This window comes from Rhodococcus sovatensis (genome assembly GCF_037327425.1).
Classification (GTDB): domain Bacteria; phylum Actinomycetota; class Actinomycetes; order Mycobacteriales; family Mycobacteriaceae; genus Rhodococcoides; species Rhodococcoides sovatense.
On sequence record NZ_CP147846.1, the window covers coordinates 5,982,751 to 5,997,784 of the forward strand.

The 15,034-nt window shown below is 62.9% G+C and carries 13 protein-coding genes; 6 read left to right on the forward strand and 7 right to left on the reverse strand.

Translation table 11 applies throughout. The features are described 5' to 3' along the window. The first annotated feature begins 82 nt into the window (after window positions 1-82). The 3 genes from WDS16_RS28030 to WDS16_RS28040 all read left to right on the forward strand — a co-directional run bounded on the left by WDS16_RS28030 (window position 83) and on the right by WDS16_RS28040 (window position 4,507). A complete protein-coding gene (locus WDS16_RS28030) occupies window positions 83-667 on the forward strand; it encodes a helix-turn-helix domain-containing protein (RefSeq protein ID WP_338889514.1) in 585 nt (194 codons plus the stop codon). Between the two features lie 92 nt (window positions 668-759). Then, on the forward strand, window positions 760-2,352 hold the full coding sequence (locus WDS16_RS28035) for an MFS transporter (RefSeq protein ID WP_338889516.1): 1,593 nt from the start codon (window positions 760-762) through the stop codon (window positions 2,350-2,352). 19 nt (window positions 2,353-2,371) lie between these two features. Further along, window positions 2,372-4,507 (forward strand): thiamine pyrophosphate-dependent enzyme, encoded by a 2,136-nt coding sequence (locus WDS16_RS28040; protein ID WP_338889517.1) that lies wholly within the window; start codon window positions 2,372-2,374, stop codon window positions 4,505-4,507. 220 nt (window positions 4,508-4,727) lie between these two features. On the opposite strand, the gene WDS16_RS28045 is transcribed toward WDS16_RS28040, so the two are convergent. Genes WDS16_RS28045 through WDS16_RS28060 form a run of 4 tightly spaced genes read right to left on the reverse strand, consistent with a single transcriptional unit; the run spans window position 4,728 to window position 6,964 of the window. Next, window positions 4,728-5,342, reverse strand: a complete 615-nt coding sequence (locus tag WDS16_RS28045) for a TetR/AcrR family transcriptional regulator (protein WP_338889518.1) — start codon at window positions 5,340-5,342, stop codon at window positions 4,728-4,730. Between the two features lie 47 nt (window positions 5,343-5,389). Then, window positions 5,390-5,575 (reverse strand): rubredoxin, encoded by a 186-nt coding sequence (locus WDS16_RS28050; RefSeq protein ID WP_338889519.1) that lies wholly within the window; start codon window positions 5,573-5,575, stop codon window positions 5,390-5,392. Window position 5,576: 1 nt separating this feature from the next. Next, window positions 5,577-5,744, reverse strand: a complete 168-nt coding sequence (locus WDS16_RS28055) for a rubredoxin (protein ID WP_338889520.1) — start codon at window positions 5,742-5,744, stop codon at window positions 5,577-5,579. Further along, complete coding sequence (locus WDS16_RS28060) at window positions 5,744-6,964, reverse strand: alkane 1-monooxygenase (RefSeq protein ID WP_338893631.1); 1,221 nt, start codon at window positions 6,962-6,964, stop codon at window positions 5,744-5,746. The genes WDS16_RS28055 and WDS16_RS28060 overlap by 1 nt, the downstream gene beginning before the upstream one ends. Before the next feature lie 292 nt (window positions 6,965-7,256). On the opposite strand from WDS16_RS28060, the gene WDS16_RS28065 reads away from it, so the two are divergent. Both WDS16_RS28065 and WDS16_RS28070 read left to right on the forward strand, forming a co-directional pair. After that, the gene (locus WDS16_RS28065) at window positions 7,257-9,434 is read left to right on the forward strand and encodes a glutamine synthetase III (protein WP_338889521.1); all 2,178 of its coding nucleotides are present in this window, start codon (window positions 7,257-7,259) and stop codon (window positions 9,432-9,434) included. A 118-nt stretch (window positions 9,435-9,552) separates the two neighbouring features. Continuing rightward, entirely contained in the window at window positions 9,553-11,250 is a 1,698-nt protein-coding gene (locus WDS16_RS28070; RefSeq protein WP_422395873.1) for a transposase, read from the forward strand. 158 nt (window positions 11,251-11,408) lie between these two features. Here WDS16_RS28070 and WDS16_RS28075 read toward each other — a convergent pair whose 3' ends face one another. From WDS16_RS28075 to WDS16_RS28085, 3 genes are read right to left on the reverse strand one after another with little or no spacing between them, the layout of a single operon-like run. After that, window positions 11,409-12,914, reverse strand: coding sequence for a tripartite tricarboxylate transporter permease (locus tag WDS16_RS28075; RefSeq protein ID WP_338889522.1), 1,506 nt, complete (start codon window positions 12,912-12,914; stop codon window positions 11,409-11,411). 16 nt (window positions 12,915-12,930) lie between these two features. Further along, the gene (locus WDS16_RS28080) at window positions 12,931-13,467 is read right to left on the reverse strand and encodes a tripartite tricarboxylate transporter TctB family protein (protein ID WP_338889523.1); all 537 of its coding nucleotides are present in this window, start codon (window positions 13,465-13,467) and stop codon (window positions 12,931-12,933) included. Then, complete coding sequence (locus WDS16_RS28085; RefSeq protein WP_338889524.1) at window positions 13,464-14,453, reverse strand: Bug family tripartite tricarboxylate transporter substrate binding protein; 990 nt, start codon at window positions 14,451-14,453, stop codon at window positions 13,464-13,466. Before WDS16_RS28085 ends, WDS16_RS28080 begins: the two co-directional genes overlap by 4 nt. 115 nt (window positions 14,454-14,568) lie before the next feature. Between WDS16_RS28085 and WDS16_RS28090 the strand changes: the two genes are divergently transcribed. Next, on the forward strand, window positions 14,569-14,961 hold the full coding sequence (locus WDS16_RS28090; protein ID WP_338889525.1) for a universal stress protein: 393 nt from the start codon (window positions 14,569-14,571) through the stop codon (window positions 14,959-14,961). Window positions 14,962-15,034: the final 73 nt, after the last annotated feature.

Consider the following 15,034-nt stretch of genomic DNA (forward strand, 5'->3'; position numbering starts at 1 on the left):
TTCACTGCATAACCCAATCGAGCTTATGTGTAACCAGCGGTTACGTCAATGCTTGGCGAACTGGGTGTCTCGAGGAGGAGATGTGAGTAGAAGTACCGCCCGTGACGACATGTTGCGGAGTGCAGCATTGCTGTTTCGTGAGAGGGGCGTCGAGGCGACGTCTCTCGCCGATGTGATCGAGCATGCGGGGGCCCCTCGCGGGTCGATCTACCACCATTTTCCCCGAGGAAAACCGCAGCTCGTGGAGGAGGCGACCAGGACGGCGGGAGCTCTGATGGGTGCGATGATCTCGACGGGTCTCGCGAACGAAGGTCCGGCGGCAACTCTGCGGGCGATAATCGGCGGGTTTCGCGTGCAGCTCGAAGCCACCGATTTCACCGCGGGCTGCCCGGTCGCGCCCGCGGCGCTCGAGGGCGCGAATTCCCCCGCGGCGCTTGCGGCCGCAGGTGAGTCGTTCACCTCGTGGGAGGACTCCATCGCTGCATCCCTGTGGCAGCGCGGGCTGTCCCAGGATCGCTCCCGGACTCTGGCGACGATGGTGATTTCTTCGTTCGAAGGCGCCTTGATCTTGGCTAAAGCCCAGCGCAGCACGGTTGCTCTCGATCGTGTGGAGATCGAGCTGCTGCGGTGGCTCGACGTGGCTCTCGACGGCGTGGATGGTCGCTGACGGCCCAACCGGTATTGCTATTACTCGTAGTTACAGTTACCTTTCGAATCGTGTCGTTATGGAGAGCGTCATAATTCGAAGGGATTGAACTCGTGCCTCAGTCAGTCGCGTCACGTAATCGAAGTTTCGTATCCACGGCTCGGCAGCGCTGGGCGGCGCTGGTGGTGATCTGTGCTGCCGAACTGCTCGTCGTGTTGGACAACACGGTCGTCAACGTCGCGCTGCCATCGATGGGCCTGCAGCTGCGGTCGAGCATCAGCGGGCTGCAATGGATCGTCGACGCCTACACACTCACCTTTGCGGGCCTGTTGCTCGCCTTCGGACATCTCGGAGACCGGTACGGGCGCAAGAAGGTCATGATCGTCGGCCTCGTCGGAATTGCAGTGATGTCGATATTCGGCGCGGTGGCTGCGGACCTCGGTCAGGTCATTCTCGCCCGGGCAGCGATGGGCGTCTGTGCCGCGGCGGTGTTCCCCGCGACCCTGGCCTTGATCATCAACATCTTCACCGACGCGAAGGAGCGTGCACTGGCAATTGCCGCGTGGACGGCGATGGCAGGGTTCGCCATCGCCATCGGTCCAACGGCGGGTGGCTTTCTGCTCGAGCACTTCTCATGGCATTCGGTGTTCTGGATCAACATCCCGGTCGCAGCGGCAGTGGTGGTCGCGGCGATCGCGCTTGTGCCCGAGTCGCGCGCCTCGCACGTCGGAAAGTACGACCCGCTCGGGATCGTCTTGTCCCTCGTAGGTATCACCGTGCTGGTGTGGGCGATCATCGAGGCGCCGCATCAGGGCTGGCTGTCGGCGATCAGCGTTGCCGGATACACCGTCGGAGCACTGTCTCTCGTGGCGTTCGTCTGGTGGGAACTCCGCACCGATTCACCGGTTCTCGACATGAACCTGTTCAGAATCAGGCGATTTTCGCTTCCGGCGCTGGCGATCGCCGTGGGTTACTTCAGCATGTTCGGTTTTCTGTTCATGATCACCCAGTACTTCCAGGGCGTGATGGAGCTCAGCCCGCTCGAGTTCGGGATTCACTCTCTTCCCTTCGCAGTGTCGATTGCGGTCGGTGCACCTGTGGCAACCCTCATCGCGCAGCGGATCGGGACGACTGCGGTGATCGTGTTCGGGTTGCTCGTGATGAGCGCAGGGATGTTCATCGCAGGGCAAGTCGAGGTCGAAACCCCCTATCTGGGGCCAGTTCTGATCTCCATGGTGTTGATGGGCCTGGGGCTCGCCATCGTCCAAGGACCGGCGACGGAGTCGATCATGTCCTCGGTGTCACTCGACGAAGCGGGGGCAGGTTCCGCGGTCAACGACACGACCCGCGAAGCCGGCGGAACACTCGGTGTGGCAGTGCTCGGCTCGATCGTCGCGTCGATCTACACGACCAAGGTGGGACCGAAAATCGATGCGATTCCCGACGCCATCATGGAGCCGTATCAAAAGGCTTTCGCACGGGAGACCGTCGTCAGCGTCATCGAAATCGTGAAGGCGCCGACCAACCCGCTCTTCGCCACTCAAAAAGCGGAACTCGTGTACGCGATGAAGGCTGCGTCGCTCGAGGGCTTCCAACTTGCTTCGTTCGTCACCGTGGGCGCGGCGTTGACATGCGCCGTCGTGGTGGCGATCTTCCTTCCCTGGAAGAGGCCCGAGGGAAGCGTGTTTCTGGTGACAACCCGATGAAGGCGCATATCCTGGCACCATGGCCGAGGCGATCGACGAGCACTTCCTGTCCACCGTGTCGATGTCGTCGCCTCGGCCCCGGCCACTCGACGCGGCTCTGACCCCGGCTCGCGCGCTCGAACTGTTCGACGCCCAACTCGGTAGCCGTCATCTCGATCTCGCGGCACGGTGGCTGCGTTCGCAGGGCAAGGGCTACTACACCATCGGTTCCTCCGGCCACGAGGCGAATGCTGCAGTGGCCGGAGCGCTGCGCCCGACGGATCCCGCTCTGCTGCACTATCGTTCGGGCGCCTTCTTCCTCGAGCGCGCCAGACAAGTCGACGGTGGTGACCCGATCAGGGACGTGCTGCTCGGGCTCGTGGCAGCGACCGAGGAGCCGATCTCCGGTGGCAGGCACAAGGTGTTCGGGCGCGCCGATCTCGCGGTGATTCCCCAGACGTCGACGATTTCCTCGCACCTGCCGCGGGCTGTCGGGGTCGCGTTCTCGACCGTGCGTGCTCAGAAGCTAGGAGTGGACTCACCCTGGCCGCGTGACGCGGTGACAGTGTGCAGTTTCGGCGACGCCTCGGCCAATCACTCCACCGCTGTCGGTGCGATCAACACGGCAATTCATGCTGGCTACCAAGGTGTTTCGATGCCGCTGCTCTTCGTATGCGAGGACAATGGGATCGGGATCAGCGTCCGAACCCCGTCCGGATGGATCGCGTCGAACTTCGCCGGGCGCGCTGGTCTCGAGTACTTCCACGCAGACGGAAGCGATCTCGGGGCGACGTTCGCCGCATCGACGGCTGCGGCCGACTGGGTACGCCGTCACCGTCGACCGGCATTTCTGCACATCACGACGGTGCGACTGATGGGGCATGCTGGATCGGACGTCGAATCGGCCTACCGAACGCAGTCCGAGATCACGTCCGACTATTCACGTGATCCGGTACTCGGAACTGCAGGCTTGCTCATCGACGCCGAGCTCCTCACTGCGGATGAGGTCATCGAGCGGTACGAGGCCAAGCGCACGCAGGTGATGGACAGTGCCCGGGACGTGTGCGGGTGCCCACAACTGGACAGCTCGGCGGCTGTGATGGCGCCACTGACCGAAGTAGCCGCGGGAGTTGGCCAGTCGGTAGCAGACAGTTCGGAATTGGCAGCCGGGTCGACCCTTGCACAGTCGATCAACGCTGCGCTGCTGCAGATCTTGACGACGTATCCGCAGGCGATACTGTTCGGCGAGGATGTTGCCCGCAAGGGCGGCGTGTACGGCGTCACACGCGGTTTGCAGGCAAAGATGGGGCCGACGCGGGTGTTCGATACCGTTCTCGATGAACAGTCGATACTCGGATTGGCTATCGGTGCCGGTGTTTCCGGCCTGCTACCCGTTGCCGAGATCCAGTATCTCGCGTATCTGCACAATGCCGCCGATCAAATCCGAGGCGAGGCGTCGACGCTGCAGTTCTTTTCCAACCGGCAGTACCGAAACCCGATGGTCGTCAGGGTCGCGGGCTACGGCTACCAAAAGGGATTCGGCGGACATTTCCACAACGACAACGCAATTGCCGCATTGCGTGACATCCCCGGCATCGTCCTCGCGTCACCGTCCCGGCCCGACGATGCCGCGGCGATGCTGCTCGCCTGTGCGGCCGCTGCGGTTAACGACGGCGCAGTGTGTGTGTTCCTCGAACCCATTGCGCTGTACCACACCCGCGATCTCCACGACGATGGTGACGGAGGATGGCTTACATCGGGAAGCCCCGCGACAGCGCGAGTCGGACAGGCAAGCGTGCACGGGGACGGAGCGGATCTCACCTTCGTGACTTTCGGGAACGGCGTCAGGATGAGCCTTCGAGTCGCACGAGAACTGCAGAAACGGGAGATCGGGGTACGCGTCGTCGACCTTCGATGGCTCGCACCACTACCCGTCGACGACATTCTCGAGCACGCGCGCGCGACGGGCAAGGTATTGGTCGTGGACGAAACCCGCAGGTCCGGGGGAGTGAGCGAAGGTGTCGTGACGGCGTTGGTCGACTCAGGATTCGACGGCGTGATCAGGCGGGTCACCAGCGAGGACAGTTTCATCCCGCTCGGCGATGCCGCACTGGAGGTTCTGCTGTCCGAGGAAGGCATCCTCGACCCTGCCCTGGGGATGGTCGACCGGCTCTGAGTGACCGAATGAGCCTTTCGGTCACTTGGGGGTGACCGAACGAGCCTTTGAGTCACTCTGAGTGACCGAATGGGACTTTGAGTCACTCTGAGTGACCGAATGGGACTTTGAGTCACTCTGAGTGACCGAATGGGACTTTGAGTCACTCTGAGTGACCGAATGAGCCTTTCGGTCACTTGAAGTGACCGAATCAGCCTTTCGGTGCAAAACCGGGGGCCGCCTACGCCGTATCTCGGATGGTGGACACGAACGGCGTCAGGAGCGACGCGAGGTCGGCCGCGACATCGGCCGAGTTGTCCGGCGGCATGGAGACGTAGCTGAGCGCCAAGCGAACCACTGTGCGGCCCAGGACGTCGGCGTTGTGAGCCGACGCTCGCAGCCAACTGCGTTCGAAGGTCTGCGTCAACCGGACCGCGGCGTGCTCGATGAGTATCCCGCTCTCGGTTGTGACCAACCGGAGTAGATCCGGGGGCGGGTCGTCGGTGAGCATCGAGAGCACGAGCGGGTCCGAGGCGCTCCGGCTGAAGAACTCGGTGAACGCCACATAGAGGGTTTGCAGAGCGTCACCTTCGTTGGCGTACACAGCATCGTCGACGGCCGAGACCAAGGAGTCGGTGAGCCGCAGCGCATACCCTTGCGCAAGGCCTTTGCGGGTGCCGAATTCCTTGTAGAGCGTCTGTCGGCTGATCCCTGCTGCGTTGGCGACGTCGGTCATGTTGACCGTCGACCATGTACGTTCGAGCAGCAGATCGTGCAAGCCGTCGAGGATCGTGGTGCGCATCAGGTTGGTCGCCGCGCTCTTGTAAGGGCTCGGGTTCACCGGATGGGTTGTCACGACGGCCAGTCTATCCGTCGTGTAGGCGTGGACCCGAGCCACCGCCGTCATGGCCGACTGATCTCCACCATGAAGAAGTCCGCTTTGGCGGCACCGCAGTCCGGGCAGCTCCAATCTTCGGGGATGTCCTCCCATTTGGTGCCAGGTTCGATACCGTCCTCGGGCCAGCCGAGTTCCTCGTCGTATTCGAACCCGCACTGAATGCATTGGTAGAGCTTGAAGTCGGTGGACATGTCATCCTGCTTTCTGTTCGAAGTCGATTTTTTCCCGCACGCCGCAGTCAGGACACGGCCAGTCGTCGTCGACGTCGGACCAGGCGGTTCCTGGGGGGAAGCCCTCTCGCGGTGCCCCCGCCACCTCGTCGTATACGTAGTTGCAGACGGGGCATTCGTACGCTGCCATCACTCGTTGCCCGAGTCTGCGCCGTAGCGGGCCAAGATCTTCTCGCGCTTACTCGGTTCGATGTTGACGGCGGTGATGTCACCTCGGTAGTGCTCCAACACTCTGTGGTCCATCACCTTTCGCCAGATCGGCGGGAAATAGGCGAGCGAAATCATGCTGGCGTAGCCGCTGGGCAGGTTCGGTGCACCTTCCATGCTGCGCAAGGTCTGGTAGCGCCGCGTCGGGTTTGCATGGTGGTCACTGTGTCGCTGGAGGTGGTACAGGAAGATGTTGGTGACGATGTGATCGGAATTCCAGCTGTGAGCAGGTGCGCAGCGCTCGTAGCGGCCCGAGGCGGTCTTGGCGCGGAGCAGTCCGTAGTGCTCCAGGTAGTTCACGGTCTCGAGCAGCGAGAAGCCGTAGACAGCCTGGATGACGAGGAACGGGAGGATGCTGACCCCGAACACTGCCGTCAGGACGCCGAAGAGAACCACGGACATGAGCCAGGCGTTGAGGACGTCGTTCCGAATGTTCCAGGTGGGCTTGCCGAGTCGTTCCATCCGCGTCTTCTCGATCTGCCACGAGGACTTCAGACTGCCCCACACGCTGCGGGGGAGAAAGCGCCAGAAGCTCTCGCCGAACTTGGAGCTCGCCGGATCCTCGGGGGTTGCCACGCGTACATGGTGGCCACGGTTGTGCTCGATGTAGAAGTGGCCGTAGAAGGTCTGGGCCAGTGTCACTTTGGACAGCCAGCGCTCGAGGCTGTCTTTCTTGTGCCCCATCTCGTGGGCAGTGTTGATGCCGACGCCGCCCATGACGCCGATGCTGATGGCCAGGCCGATCTTCGAGATCAGGCCGAGCCCGCCGTCGATGCCCAACCAGCTGAGATTGTCCGCAGTCCACAGGTAGCACGCGATGACGAGGCTGACGAGCTGGAACGGGATGTAGATGTACGTGCAATAGCGGTAGTACTTGTCGTTCTCCAGGGCTTCCATGACCTCGTCGGGCGGGTTCTGCCCATCCGGCCCGAAGAAGAGGTCGAGCAGCGGAAGCAGTCCGTAGACCAGCAGCGGGCCGATCCACCACCACACCGGTGACACAGCGTTCCAGCCCAGCATGTTGAATGCCCAGATCACTCCTAGCGCCATGAACACAGCCGTCGGCGGCACCAACCCCATGAGCCAGAGATATCGCTTCCTGTCACGCCACTCGTCGACCGGGGTACTCGACTGCGGGCTCATCTGCGTTGCCACGACGGAACTCCTCTGTTCAGGCGGACCCACCGGCCGAGCAGCCCAGTGGTGTCTATCACTTGATAGATGACAATACACCGAAAATGTAAACTGCCTAGACAAATTTCATGATTTGTCCAAACTGGTGTGACCGAGTGAGTGTCGATGTACCGCGAACAGCCGTAACGGGCGAATCGCAGTGGTCACAGTTGCGAAACATCACCGCTACGTCTGATTCGTACAGTTCGCTGGTTGGCTCCGCGAACAAGCCGTGGGGCACAGGCCGAGGGGTAGTAAGCGTATGAGTGGAAATACCGTTCGTCTGCAGGCGATCAAAGACGTCGAGGCATATGTACCGCCTGCGGTGAGTTTTGTCGGGGACGAGAAGCCGGGTGAGATCTTCGGTGAGAACGTCTTCAGCAAGGTCGTCATGCAGAAGCGCCTGCCCAAGTCCGTGTTCAAGTCGGTCATGGCCACTATCGACAAGGGTAAGAAGCTCGATCCGATGGTGGCCGACGCGGTCGCGTCGGCGATGAAGGATTGGGCTCTCGAGAAGGGTGCGACGCACTATGCGCACGTCTTCTACCCTCTCACCGGGTTGACGGCCGAGAAGCACGACAGCTTCTTCGACCCCGTCGGTGACGGAAGTGCGCTCGCCGAATTCGCCGGCAAGACCCTCATTCAGGGCGAGCCCGACGCGTCGAGCTTCCCCAACGGCGGTCTGCGTAACACGTTCGAGGCTCGCGGCTACACCGGCTGGGACGTCACCAGCCCGGCGTACGTTCTCGAGAACCCCAACGGCAACACACTGTGCATCCCGACGGTCTTCGTATCCATGACCGGCGAAGCGCTCGATCACAAGACGCCGCTGCTTCGTTCGCAGCAGGCGATGGGCGGTCATGCCGAGCGCATCCTGAAGCTCTTCGGGCACGAGAACATCGAGAACATCGTCTCGTTCTGCGGTCCGGAGCAGGAGTACTTCCTCGTCGACCGGCACTTCTTCCTCGCCCGGCCCGATCTGCTCAACGCCGGACGCACGCTGTTCGGCTCCAAGCCGCCGAAGGGCCAGGAATTCGACGATCACTACTTCGGTGCGATCCCCGAGCGCGTGCTCGGCTTCATGATGGACACCGAACGTGAGCTGTTCAAGCTCGGTATTCCGGCCAAGACTCGGCACAACGAGGTTGCGCCGGGGCAGTTCGAGATCGCACCGATGTTCGAGCGAGGCAATATCGCGGCGGACCATCAGCAGCTGCTGATGACGACGTTCAAGACGATCGCCAAGAAGCACGGCATGGAATGTCTGTTCCACGAGAAGCCGTTCGAAGGTGTCAACGGCTCCGGCAAACACGTCAACTTCTCGCTCGGCAACTCCGATCTCGGGTCGTTGCTCGTTCCCGGAGACAACCCGCACGACAACGCTCAGTTCCTGGTGTTCTGTGCGGCAGTCATCAGAGCCGTCCACAAATACGGTGGTCTGCTGCGCGCCTCGGTGGCGTCGGCGACCAACGATCACCGACTCGGCGCCAACGAGGCTCCGCCCGCGATCATCTCGATCTTCCTCGGGGACCAGCTCGCCGATGTGTTCGATCAGATCGCCAAGGGCGCGGCAACGTCGTCGAAGGGCAAGGGCACCATGATGATCGGTGCCGACACTCTGCCCGTGCTACCGACAGACCCGGGTGACCGCAACCGCACGAGCCCGTTTGCTTTCACCGGCAACAGGTTCGAGTTCCGTGCCCCCGGCTCGATGCAGACCGTCAACGGTCCGATGGTCACGATCAACACGATCATGGCCGAGGCTCTCGACTACATGGCGACCAACCTCGAAGCCGCCGTCGCCGACGGAACCGACTTCGATACTGCCGTGCAGAACTTGCTGACGGAGATCATCACCGAGCACGGCGCCGTGGTGTTCAACGGTGACGGATACTCCGACAACTGGCAGGTCGAGGCAGAGGCGCGTGGACTACCCAACCTGCGGACCACACTCGACGCGCTCCCCGAACTCATCAGTGAATCCTCGATGGAGCTCTTCGAGAAGTACAAGGTCTTCAATCACCGAGAGATGCACTCGCGTTACGAGATCGGCCTGGAGCAGTATGCACTGACGGTATTCGTCGAAGCACGGTTGACGCTGGAGATGGGACAGACGTCCATCCTTCCGGCTGCTGTTCGCTACCAGACCGAGTTGGCGCAGAACGTATCTGCGCTCAAGGCTGCAGGCGTCGATGCCGACATGGCAGCGCTCGAAGCCGTAACTGTTCCGCTCGGCGAACTGAAAGCTGCCTTGGCATCGCTGAAATCTGCATTGGAAAGCGAACCGGGCGGCGACGCGTTGGCGGAAGCGGAGCATGCGAAGGAGGCTCTGTTGCCGGCTATGGCCGCGGTTCGATCGGCAGCCGACGTTCTCGAATCAATGGTGGCCGACGATCTGTGGCCGCTTCCGACGTACCAGGAGATGCTGTACATCCTGTAAGCGTGACTCAGTAGACAGGCGGCTCAGCCGCAGTGGCAGGGGCGGCTCCGCCGCAGTGACAGGGGCGGCTCCGCCGCAGTGGCACGGTTGAGTGCACAGGACGGGCTGTTGCGTTTTGATGGTGGGGTGTCTCGAGTGTCGAGGCACCCCATTGTCGGTGGTGGGGAACAATGGGGTGGTGGCGAAGGGTTATCGACCGGTCGATCGTGATCAACAGTTTCTGATTCCACCGGATATGCGGGAGTGGCTTTCTCCGACGCATCCGGTGTGGACACTGATCGACATCGTCGACCGGCATCTGGACACCTCGGTCTTTCATGCCGGTCGACGCACCGGCGGTGTCGGCCGCGCCGGCTACAACCCGGACATGCTGCTGACACTGTTGATCTGGGCCTGGTCGAAGGGGATGCGGTCCTCACGTCAGATCGAATCGGCCTGCACCGATGTGGTGTCCTACCGGGTCATCTGCGCCGGTGATGCCCCCGACCACGCCACGATTTCGCGTTTCCGCAAGGACAACCACGGCGCCTGCGAGGAACTGTTCACCCAGGTGTTGACGGTGGCCGCGCGGGTCGGGTTGGGGTCGTTGGGCACGATCGCTCTCGACGGCGTCAAGATCGCCTCGAACGCCTCGATCAACGCCAACCGCAGTGCGGAGGGACTACGAGCTGCTGCCGACGCCGAAGCGGCGCAGGCCAGGGCACGCAGGATCGCTGCAGCAGCGGTCCAAGCACATGCCGATGTCGATGCCGCCGAGGACGAACTCTACGGCGAGGACGATCCCGGGCCGGGTCAGGTGCCCGAAGAGTTGGCCGACCCGACTTCACGTGCGAAGCGGATCGCCGAAGCATTGGCACAGATCAAGGCCGAAGAGCAGGCCCGCGAGAGCGCGCGGAACGCTGCCGCCGAAGGTCATCTCGAGCAGCTCGATGCAGGACGCTTCCCGGTAGGGCGGGTCCCGGTCGCCGCGCGTGTGGACGCTGCGCGGACACGTCTCGCTCGTGAAATCGCACGCCGTGAGGTCGTCGAGACCCGGTATCGGCAGCGGGCCGCCGCCGCGGCGGCGAGCGGCGGGAAGGCGAAGGGCAAGGTTCCGGTTCCGGCCGAGGAGCATCATCGTGTCGTCGCTGCACGCTCGGCGGTGGCGAAGGCGACCGCCGAGCAGGCTGCCCGTGAGCACAAGACTCCACCGGTGCTGCGCCGCAACATCACCGATCCGCAGTCTCGGATGCAACCACTGCGTGGCGGCGGGTGGGTGCAGGGTTACAACTGCCAAGCCTTCACCGCCGAGGACGGCATCATCATCGCCACCGGTGTCGGTACCAGTTCCGCTGATGTCACCTACTACCAACAGATGGTGCGCAAAGCGGTCGATGCGGCGACACTGATCGCTGAGAATGCACCGCCGCAGGCTCCGGCTCCCTCGATCGGGATCATGCTTTTCGATGCTGGTTACTGCTCGATCGACAACCTCGACGCACCAGGCCCGGACCGGTTGATCGCTACCGGGAAGTCCCGCGATCTCGAAGCCGCCGCTACCGCGGCGCCATCATCCGATCACGCACCGGCACCAGGCAATTCGATCACTCGGATGGCCGAACGGCTGGCCACCGCCGAGGGCATCGACACCTACCGAAAACGCTCCCACATCGCCGAGACACCGTTCGGGCATGCCAAACACAACCTCGGATTCCGGCGCTTCACCAGCCGAGGGCTCGATCGAGCAACGAGCGAATGGTCCTTCCATGCCGCCGTGCACAACATCAGCAAGATTCTCACCCACCTGGCCGCCGCACCCACCGCAGCCCTGGCCTGAGAGCAGAAAAAAAGGGGCGACCCGGGCACGAACCCGGGCCACCCCTTCACGACACCGAACTACCGCTCACCCAAAACGCGACAGCCCGAGGAACACACTTAACCGTGCCACTGGGGCGCGGAGCGCCCATCGAGACCGGCGCGGAGCGGCGGGGCCGATCAGAAGTCGGCGGTTCTCCGTGCGCGGATCTTGCTGACGATCGAGAACACGACAGCCATGATCATCAGCGCGTACAGCACGATGGTGATCGCGCTGCCGACGAGGATCGACGGGTCGCCCTCGCTGACGGCCAGTGCGCGTCGGAGGGACTCCTCGGCGAGTGGGCCGAGGATCACTGCGATCAACACCGGGGCCAGTGGGATGTCGTAACGCCGCATCATGAATCCGACGATGCCGAGAGCCAGCATGAAGATCAGGTCGACGATCGACGCACTCGATGCGTACACACCCAGGGCCGCGAACACCGAAATGCCGGCGTAGAGGTAGTTCTTCGGAATCTTGAGCAGCTGCGCCCACAACGGTGCGAACGGCAGGTTGAGGATCAGCAGCACGATCATCGCCACGAACAGGCTGGCAAGCAGGGCCCAGACGATCTCGCCGCTGCGCTCGAACAACAGCGGCCCGGGCTGCATACCGTACTGCTGAAAGGCCGCCAACATGATCGCCGCGGTCGCCGATGTCGGCAGACCCAGAGCCAGCAGCGCGCCCATGGCCGTTCCGGCTGTGGAGTTTCCGGCGGCCTCCGGTCCGGCGACACCACGAATGGCTCCCTTGCCGAACATCGGCTTCTCGCGCTTGCGATCGAGTCTGCGCTCGGTGCCGTACGCCAGGAAGCTCGGCACTTCGGCGCCACCCGCGGGGATCACACCGAACGGCACACCGAATGCCGTGCCGCGCAACCAAGCCGGCAACGCATCGCGGAATTCGGCCTTGCTCAGCCAGGGACGGCCCTGCGACTTGATCAGACTGCGATCCTCGGGCCGACCGATCTTGGATGCGATGTGGATGACTTCACCGAGTGCGAGCATCGCGACGGTGATGACGACGATGTGGATTCCGTCGAACAGGGCAGGTACCTCGAAGGTGAATCGTGAAGCGCCCGAGGGGCCGTCGATTCCGATCACAGCAAGTGCGAGGCCGATCAGCAATGCGGTCAGGCCCTTGAGAGCCGAGTCCGAGACCACCGCCGAGGTGGCGATGAACGCGAACACCGCGAGGGCGAGGTATTCGGCCGGACCGAAGTTGGTCGCCAACGACGCGAGAGTCGGAGCAAAGAACACCACCAAGGTCGTGGCGACGATGCCGCCGATGAACGCTCCGATGGCCGAGGTAGCCAACGCTTGCGGGGCTCGGCCGTTCTTGGCCATCCGGTGGCCTTCGAACGTCCCGGCGATCGCGGTGCTGTTGCCGGGTGTGTTCATCAGAATGCCGGAGATCGAATCGCCGAACAAGCCGCCGAAATACACTCCGGCGAACATGATCAGCGCGGCGATGGGGTCGAGGGTAAAGGTGACGGGCAGCAGCAGTGCCACCGCCATTGCAGAGCCGAGACCGGGCAGGACGCCGACGGCAGTACCGAGCAGCGCGCCGACGAACACCCAGACCAGGTTCATCGGTGTCAGCGCGGTGCCGAACCCGTCGATCAGATTGCTCAATGAATCCATCGTAAAGTCAGCTCCGTCAGAAGATCTGGGCGAGAACGCCGCCGGGCAGGGTCAGGCCGAGGCCCGCGGAGAATGCAATCTGAATCGCGCTCGAGACCAGCAGCGCCACGGCTGCATCGAACACGTAACGGCGACCGCCCAATCCGATCGAGACACCCCAGAACAGCAGTGCTCCGGCGAGAACCCAGCCCAGCGGGTCGAGGAGCGCGATGAACACGGCCACCGATCCGACGGTGATCGACAGGGTGCGCCAGTTGCTGAGGGTTCCGGTGTGTGGCGTTCCGTCTTCGTCGACGCCGCGGTCCACGACGTCGGGCTTGAGCAGAAGTTGGATGGTGACCAGCAGGGCCACGACGAAGCACCCGCCGGCGACGATGGCCGGAAAGACCTGCGGGCCGGGCGATGTGGCGGTGGGCGGAACCTTCATAGTGACGGTTCCGTAGACCAGGAACGCTCCGAGTGCGACGAGCAGCGCCGGAACGACCAGTCCACTGCGGCCGGTCCAGAACGATCGCGATGTGTCTGTGCCTGTATCGGTAGTAGTCGTTGTCATACCAGCCCCAATTCCTCGAGAATTCCGGTGATGCGTGCCTGCTCGACGTCGAGGAACTCTCCGAATTCGTCGCCTGTAATGACCGATTCCTTCCATCGGTTGCGTTCGACGGCCGTCGCCCACTGCTCGGTCTCGACCATTTCGGTGACGATGTCGATGAGGGTCTGGCGGTCCTCGTCCGAGATGCCCGGCGGTGCAACGATTCCGCGCCAGTTCACGAGGTCGACGTTGTAGCCGAGCTCGATGAAGGTGTCCACGTCCAGGCCCTCGAGCGGCTCGGGGGAGGCTACAGCGAGTGCTCGCACGTTGCCTGCCTCGATCTGATCGCGGAAGTCGTTGAAACCACTGACTGCAACTCCGACGGTGTTCGACAGCAGCGACGTGAGTACCTCACCGCCACCGGAGTAGGCGATGTAATTGATTGCGGCCGGATCGATGTCGGCTTCCTGCGCCAACTGACCCGCGACGATGTGGTCGATTCCGCCGAGCGAGCCGCCGCCGATCGGAAGACCACCGGGATTGGCCCGCCACGCCTCGATCATGTCGTCGAGATTCTGGATCGGTGAATCCTTCGGTACGACGAACACTTCGAAGTCCTCGGCCAGCTTGGCGATCGGGACAGTGTCGGCCAGAGTCGTCTCGGAGTCGTTGATCGCGATGCCGCCGAGCATGACGGTGCCGGTGATCATGACGGTGGTGGACTGCCCGCTCAGATTCTCGAGCTGACTCAGCCCGATGGTGCCGCCGGCGCCGGGTACGTTGACGACCTGGGCGTTGTTGACGATGCCGTCGCTGCGCAGCGCCTGCTGCGACTCACGCGCGACGAGATCCCAGCCACCGCCTGCGGCGGCGGGTGCGATCAGCGTCAGTTTGGCTCGGGCGTCGGACCCGCTGGAGCTGCGAGCGGCATCGATGCCCGCGACGGTCACCGCTCCCACCACCACCAGCGCGCCGATCGTCCGTAGCAATGTGGGCGAGATCGCCATTAGAGACCTTTCGTGTGGTGTGTCACAGCGTCAGGTTAGATACAGTTTGTCGGATTAGTCCAGTTCACAACTCTCCGAGGGTGGTCCTCGGTGCATACGAGCAACAGGAGAGAACGTGTCGGTAGCGAGCGCAGTGGCAGTAGCGATGAGCAACACCCCCGAGGGGCAGGAAGCGTTGCGACGCGGTGCCGCCGAGGCCGAGCTGCGTCAGGCCCAGTTGATCGTGTTGTCCGTCGTGGACCGTGATTCGGTGTCTGCGGACGATGTCAGCTCGGCGCAGGCAGAGGTGGAGCGAACGCTGCCCGGAATCGCCACGACCGTGCGTGTGGAACCTGACGGCGGCGATCCGGCCGGCGCTTTGGTGGATCTCGTCGCGGACGTCGGTGCGGGAATGGTCGTCATCGGGTCCAAGCGTCGATCCGCGGTCGGCAAGTTCCTGATGGGCAGCACCGTGCAACGAGTTCTGCTTGACTGCCCGGTGCCTGTTCTCGTCGTCAAGGCGCCGTGACCACCCCCACGGCACTGTAGTATCGGACAAACTTCACATCCCACGACCCTGAGGAATCATGGACAGCGATAAA

Excerpts from the sequence above, each read along its gene's own strand:
- WDS16_RS28040 (WP_338889517.1), top strand. The coding sequence starts at position 2,372 with ATGGCCGAGGCGATCGACGAGCACTTCCTGTCCACCGTGTCGATGTCG.
- WDS16_RS28050 (WP_338889519.1), bottom strand. The coding sequence starts at position 5,575 with ATGTCCACCGACTTCAAGCTCTACCAATGCATTCAGTGCGGGTTCGAA.
- WDS16_RS28055 (WP_338889520.1), bottom strand. The coding sequence starts at position 5,744 with ATGGCAGCGTACGAATGCCCCGTCTGCAACTACGTATACGACGAGGTG.
- WDS16_RS28060 (WP_338893631.1), bottom strand. The coding sequence starts at position 6,964 with ATGAGCCCGCAGTCGAGTACCCCGGTCGACGAGTGGCGTGACAGGAAG.
- WDS16_RS28065 (WP_338889521.1), top strand. The coding sequence starts at position 7,257 with ATGAGTGGAAATACCGTTCGTCTGCAGGCGATCAAAGACGTCGAGGCA.
- WDS16_RS28070 (WP_422395873.1), top strand. The coding sequence starts at position 9,553 with ATGGTGGGGTGTCTCGAGTGTCGAGGCACCCCATTGTCGGTGGTGGGG.
- WDS16_RS28075 (WP_338889522.1), bottom strand. The coding sequence starts at position 12,914 with ATGGATTCATTGAGCAATCTGATCGACGGGTTCGGCACCGCGCTGACA.
- WDS16_RS28080 (WP_338889523.1), bottom strand. The coding sequence starts at position 13,467 with ATGACAACGACTACTACCGATACAGGCACAGACACATCGCGATCGTTC.
- WDS16_RS28085 (WP_338889524.1), bottom strand. The coding sequence starts at position 14,453 with ATGGCGATCTCGCCCACATTGCTACGGACGATCGGCGCGCTGGTGGTG.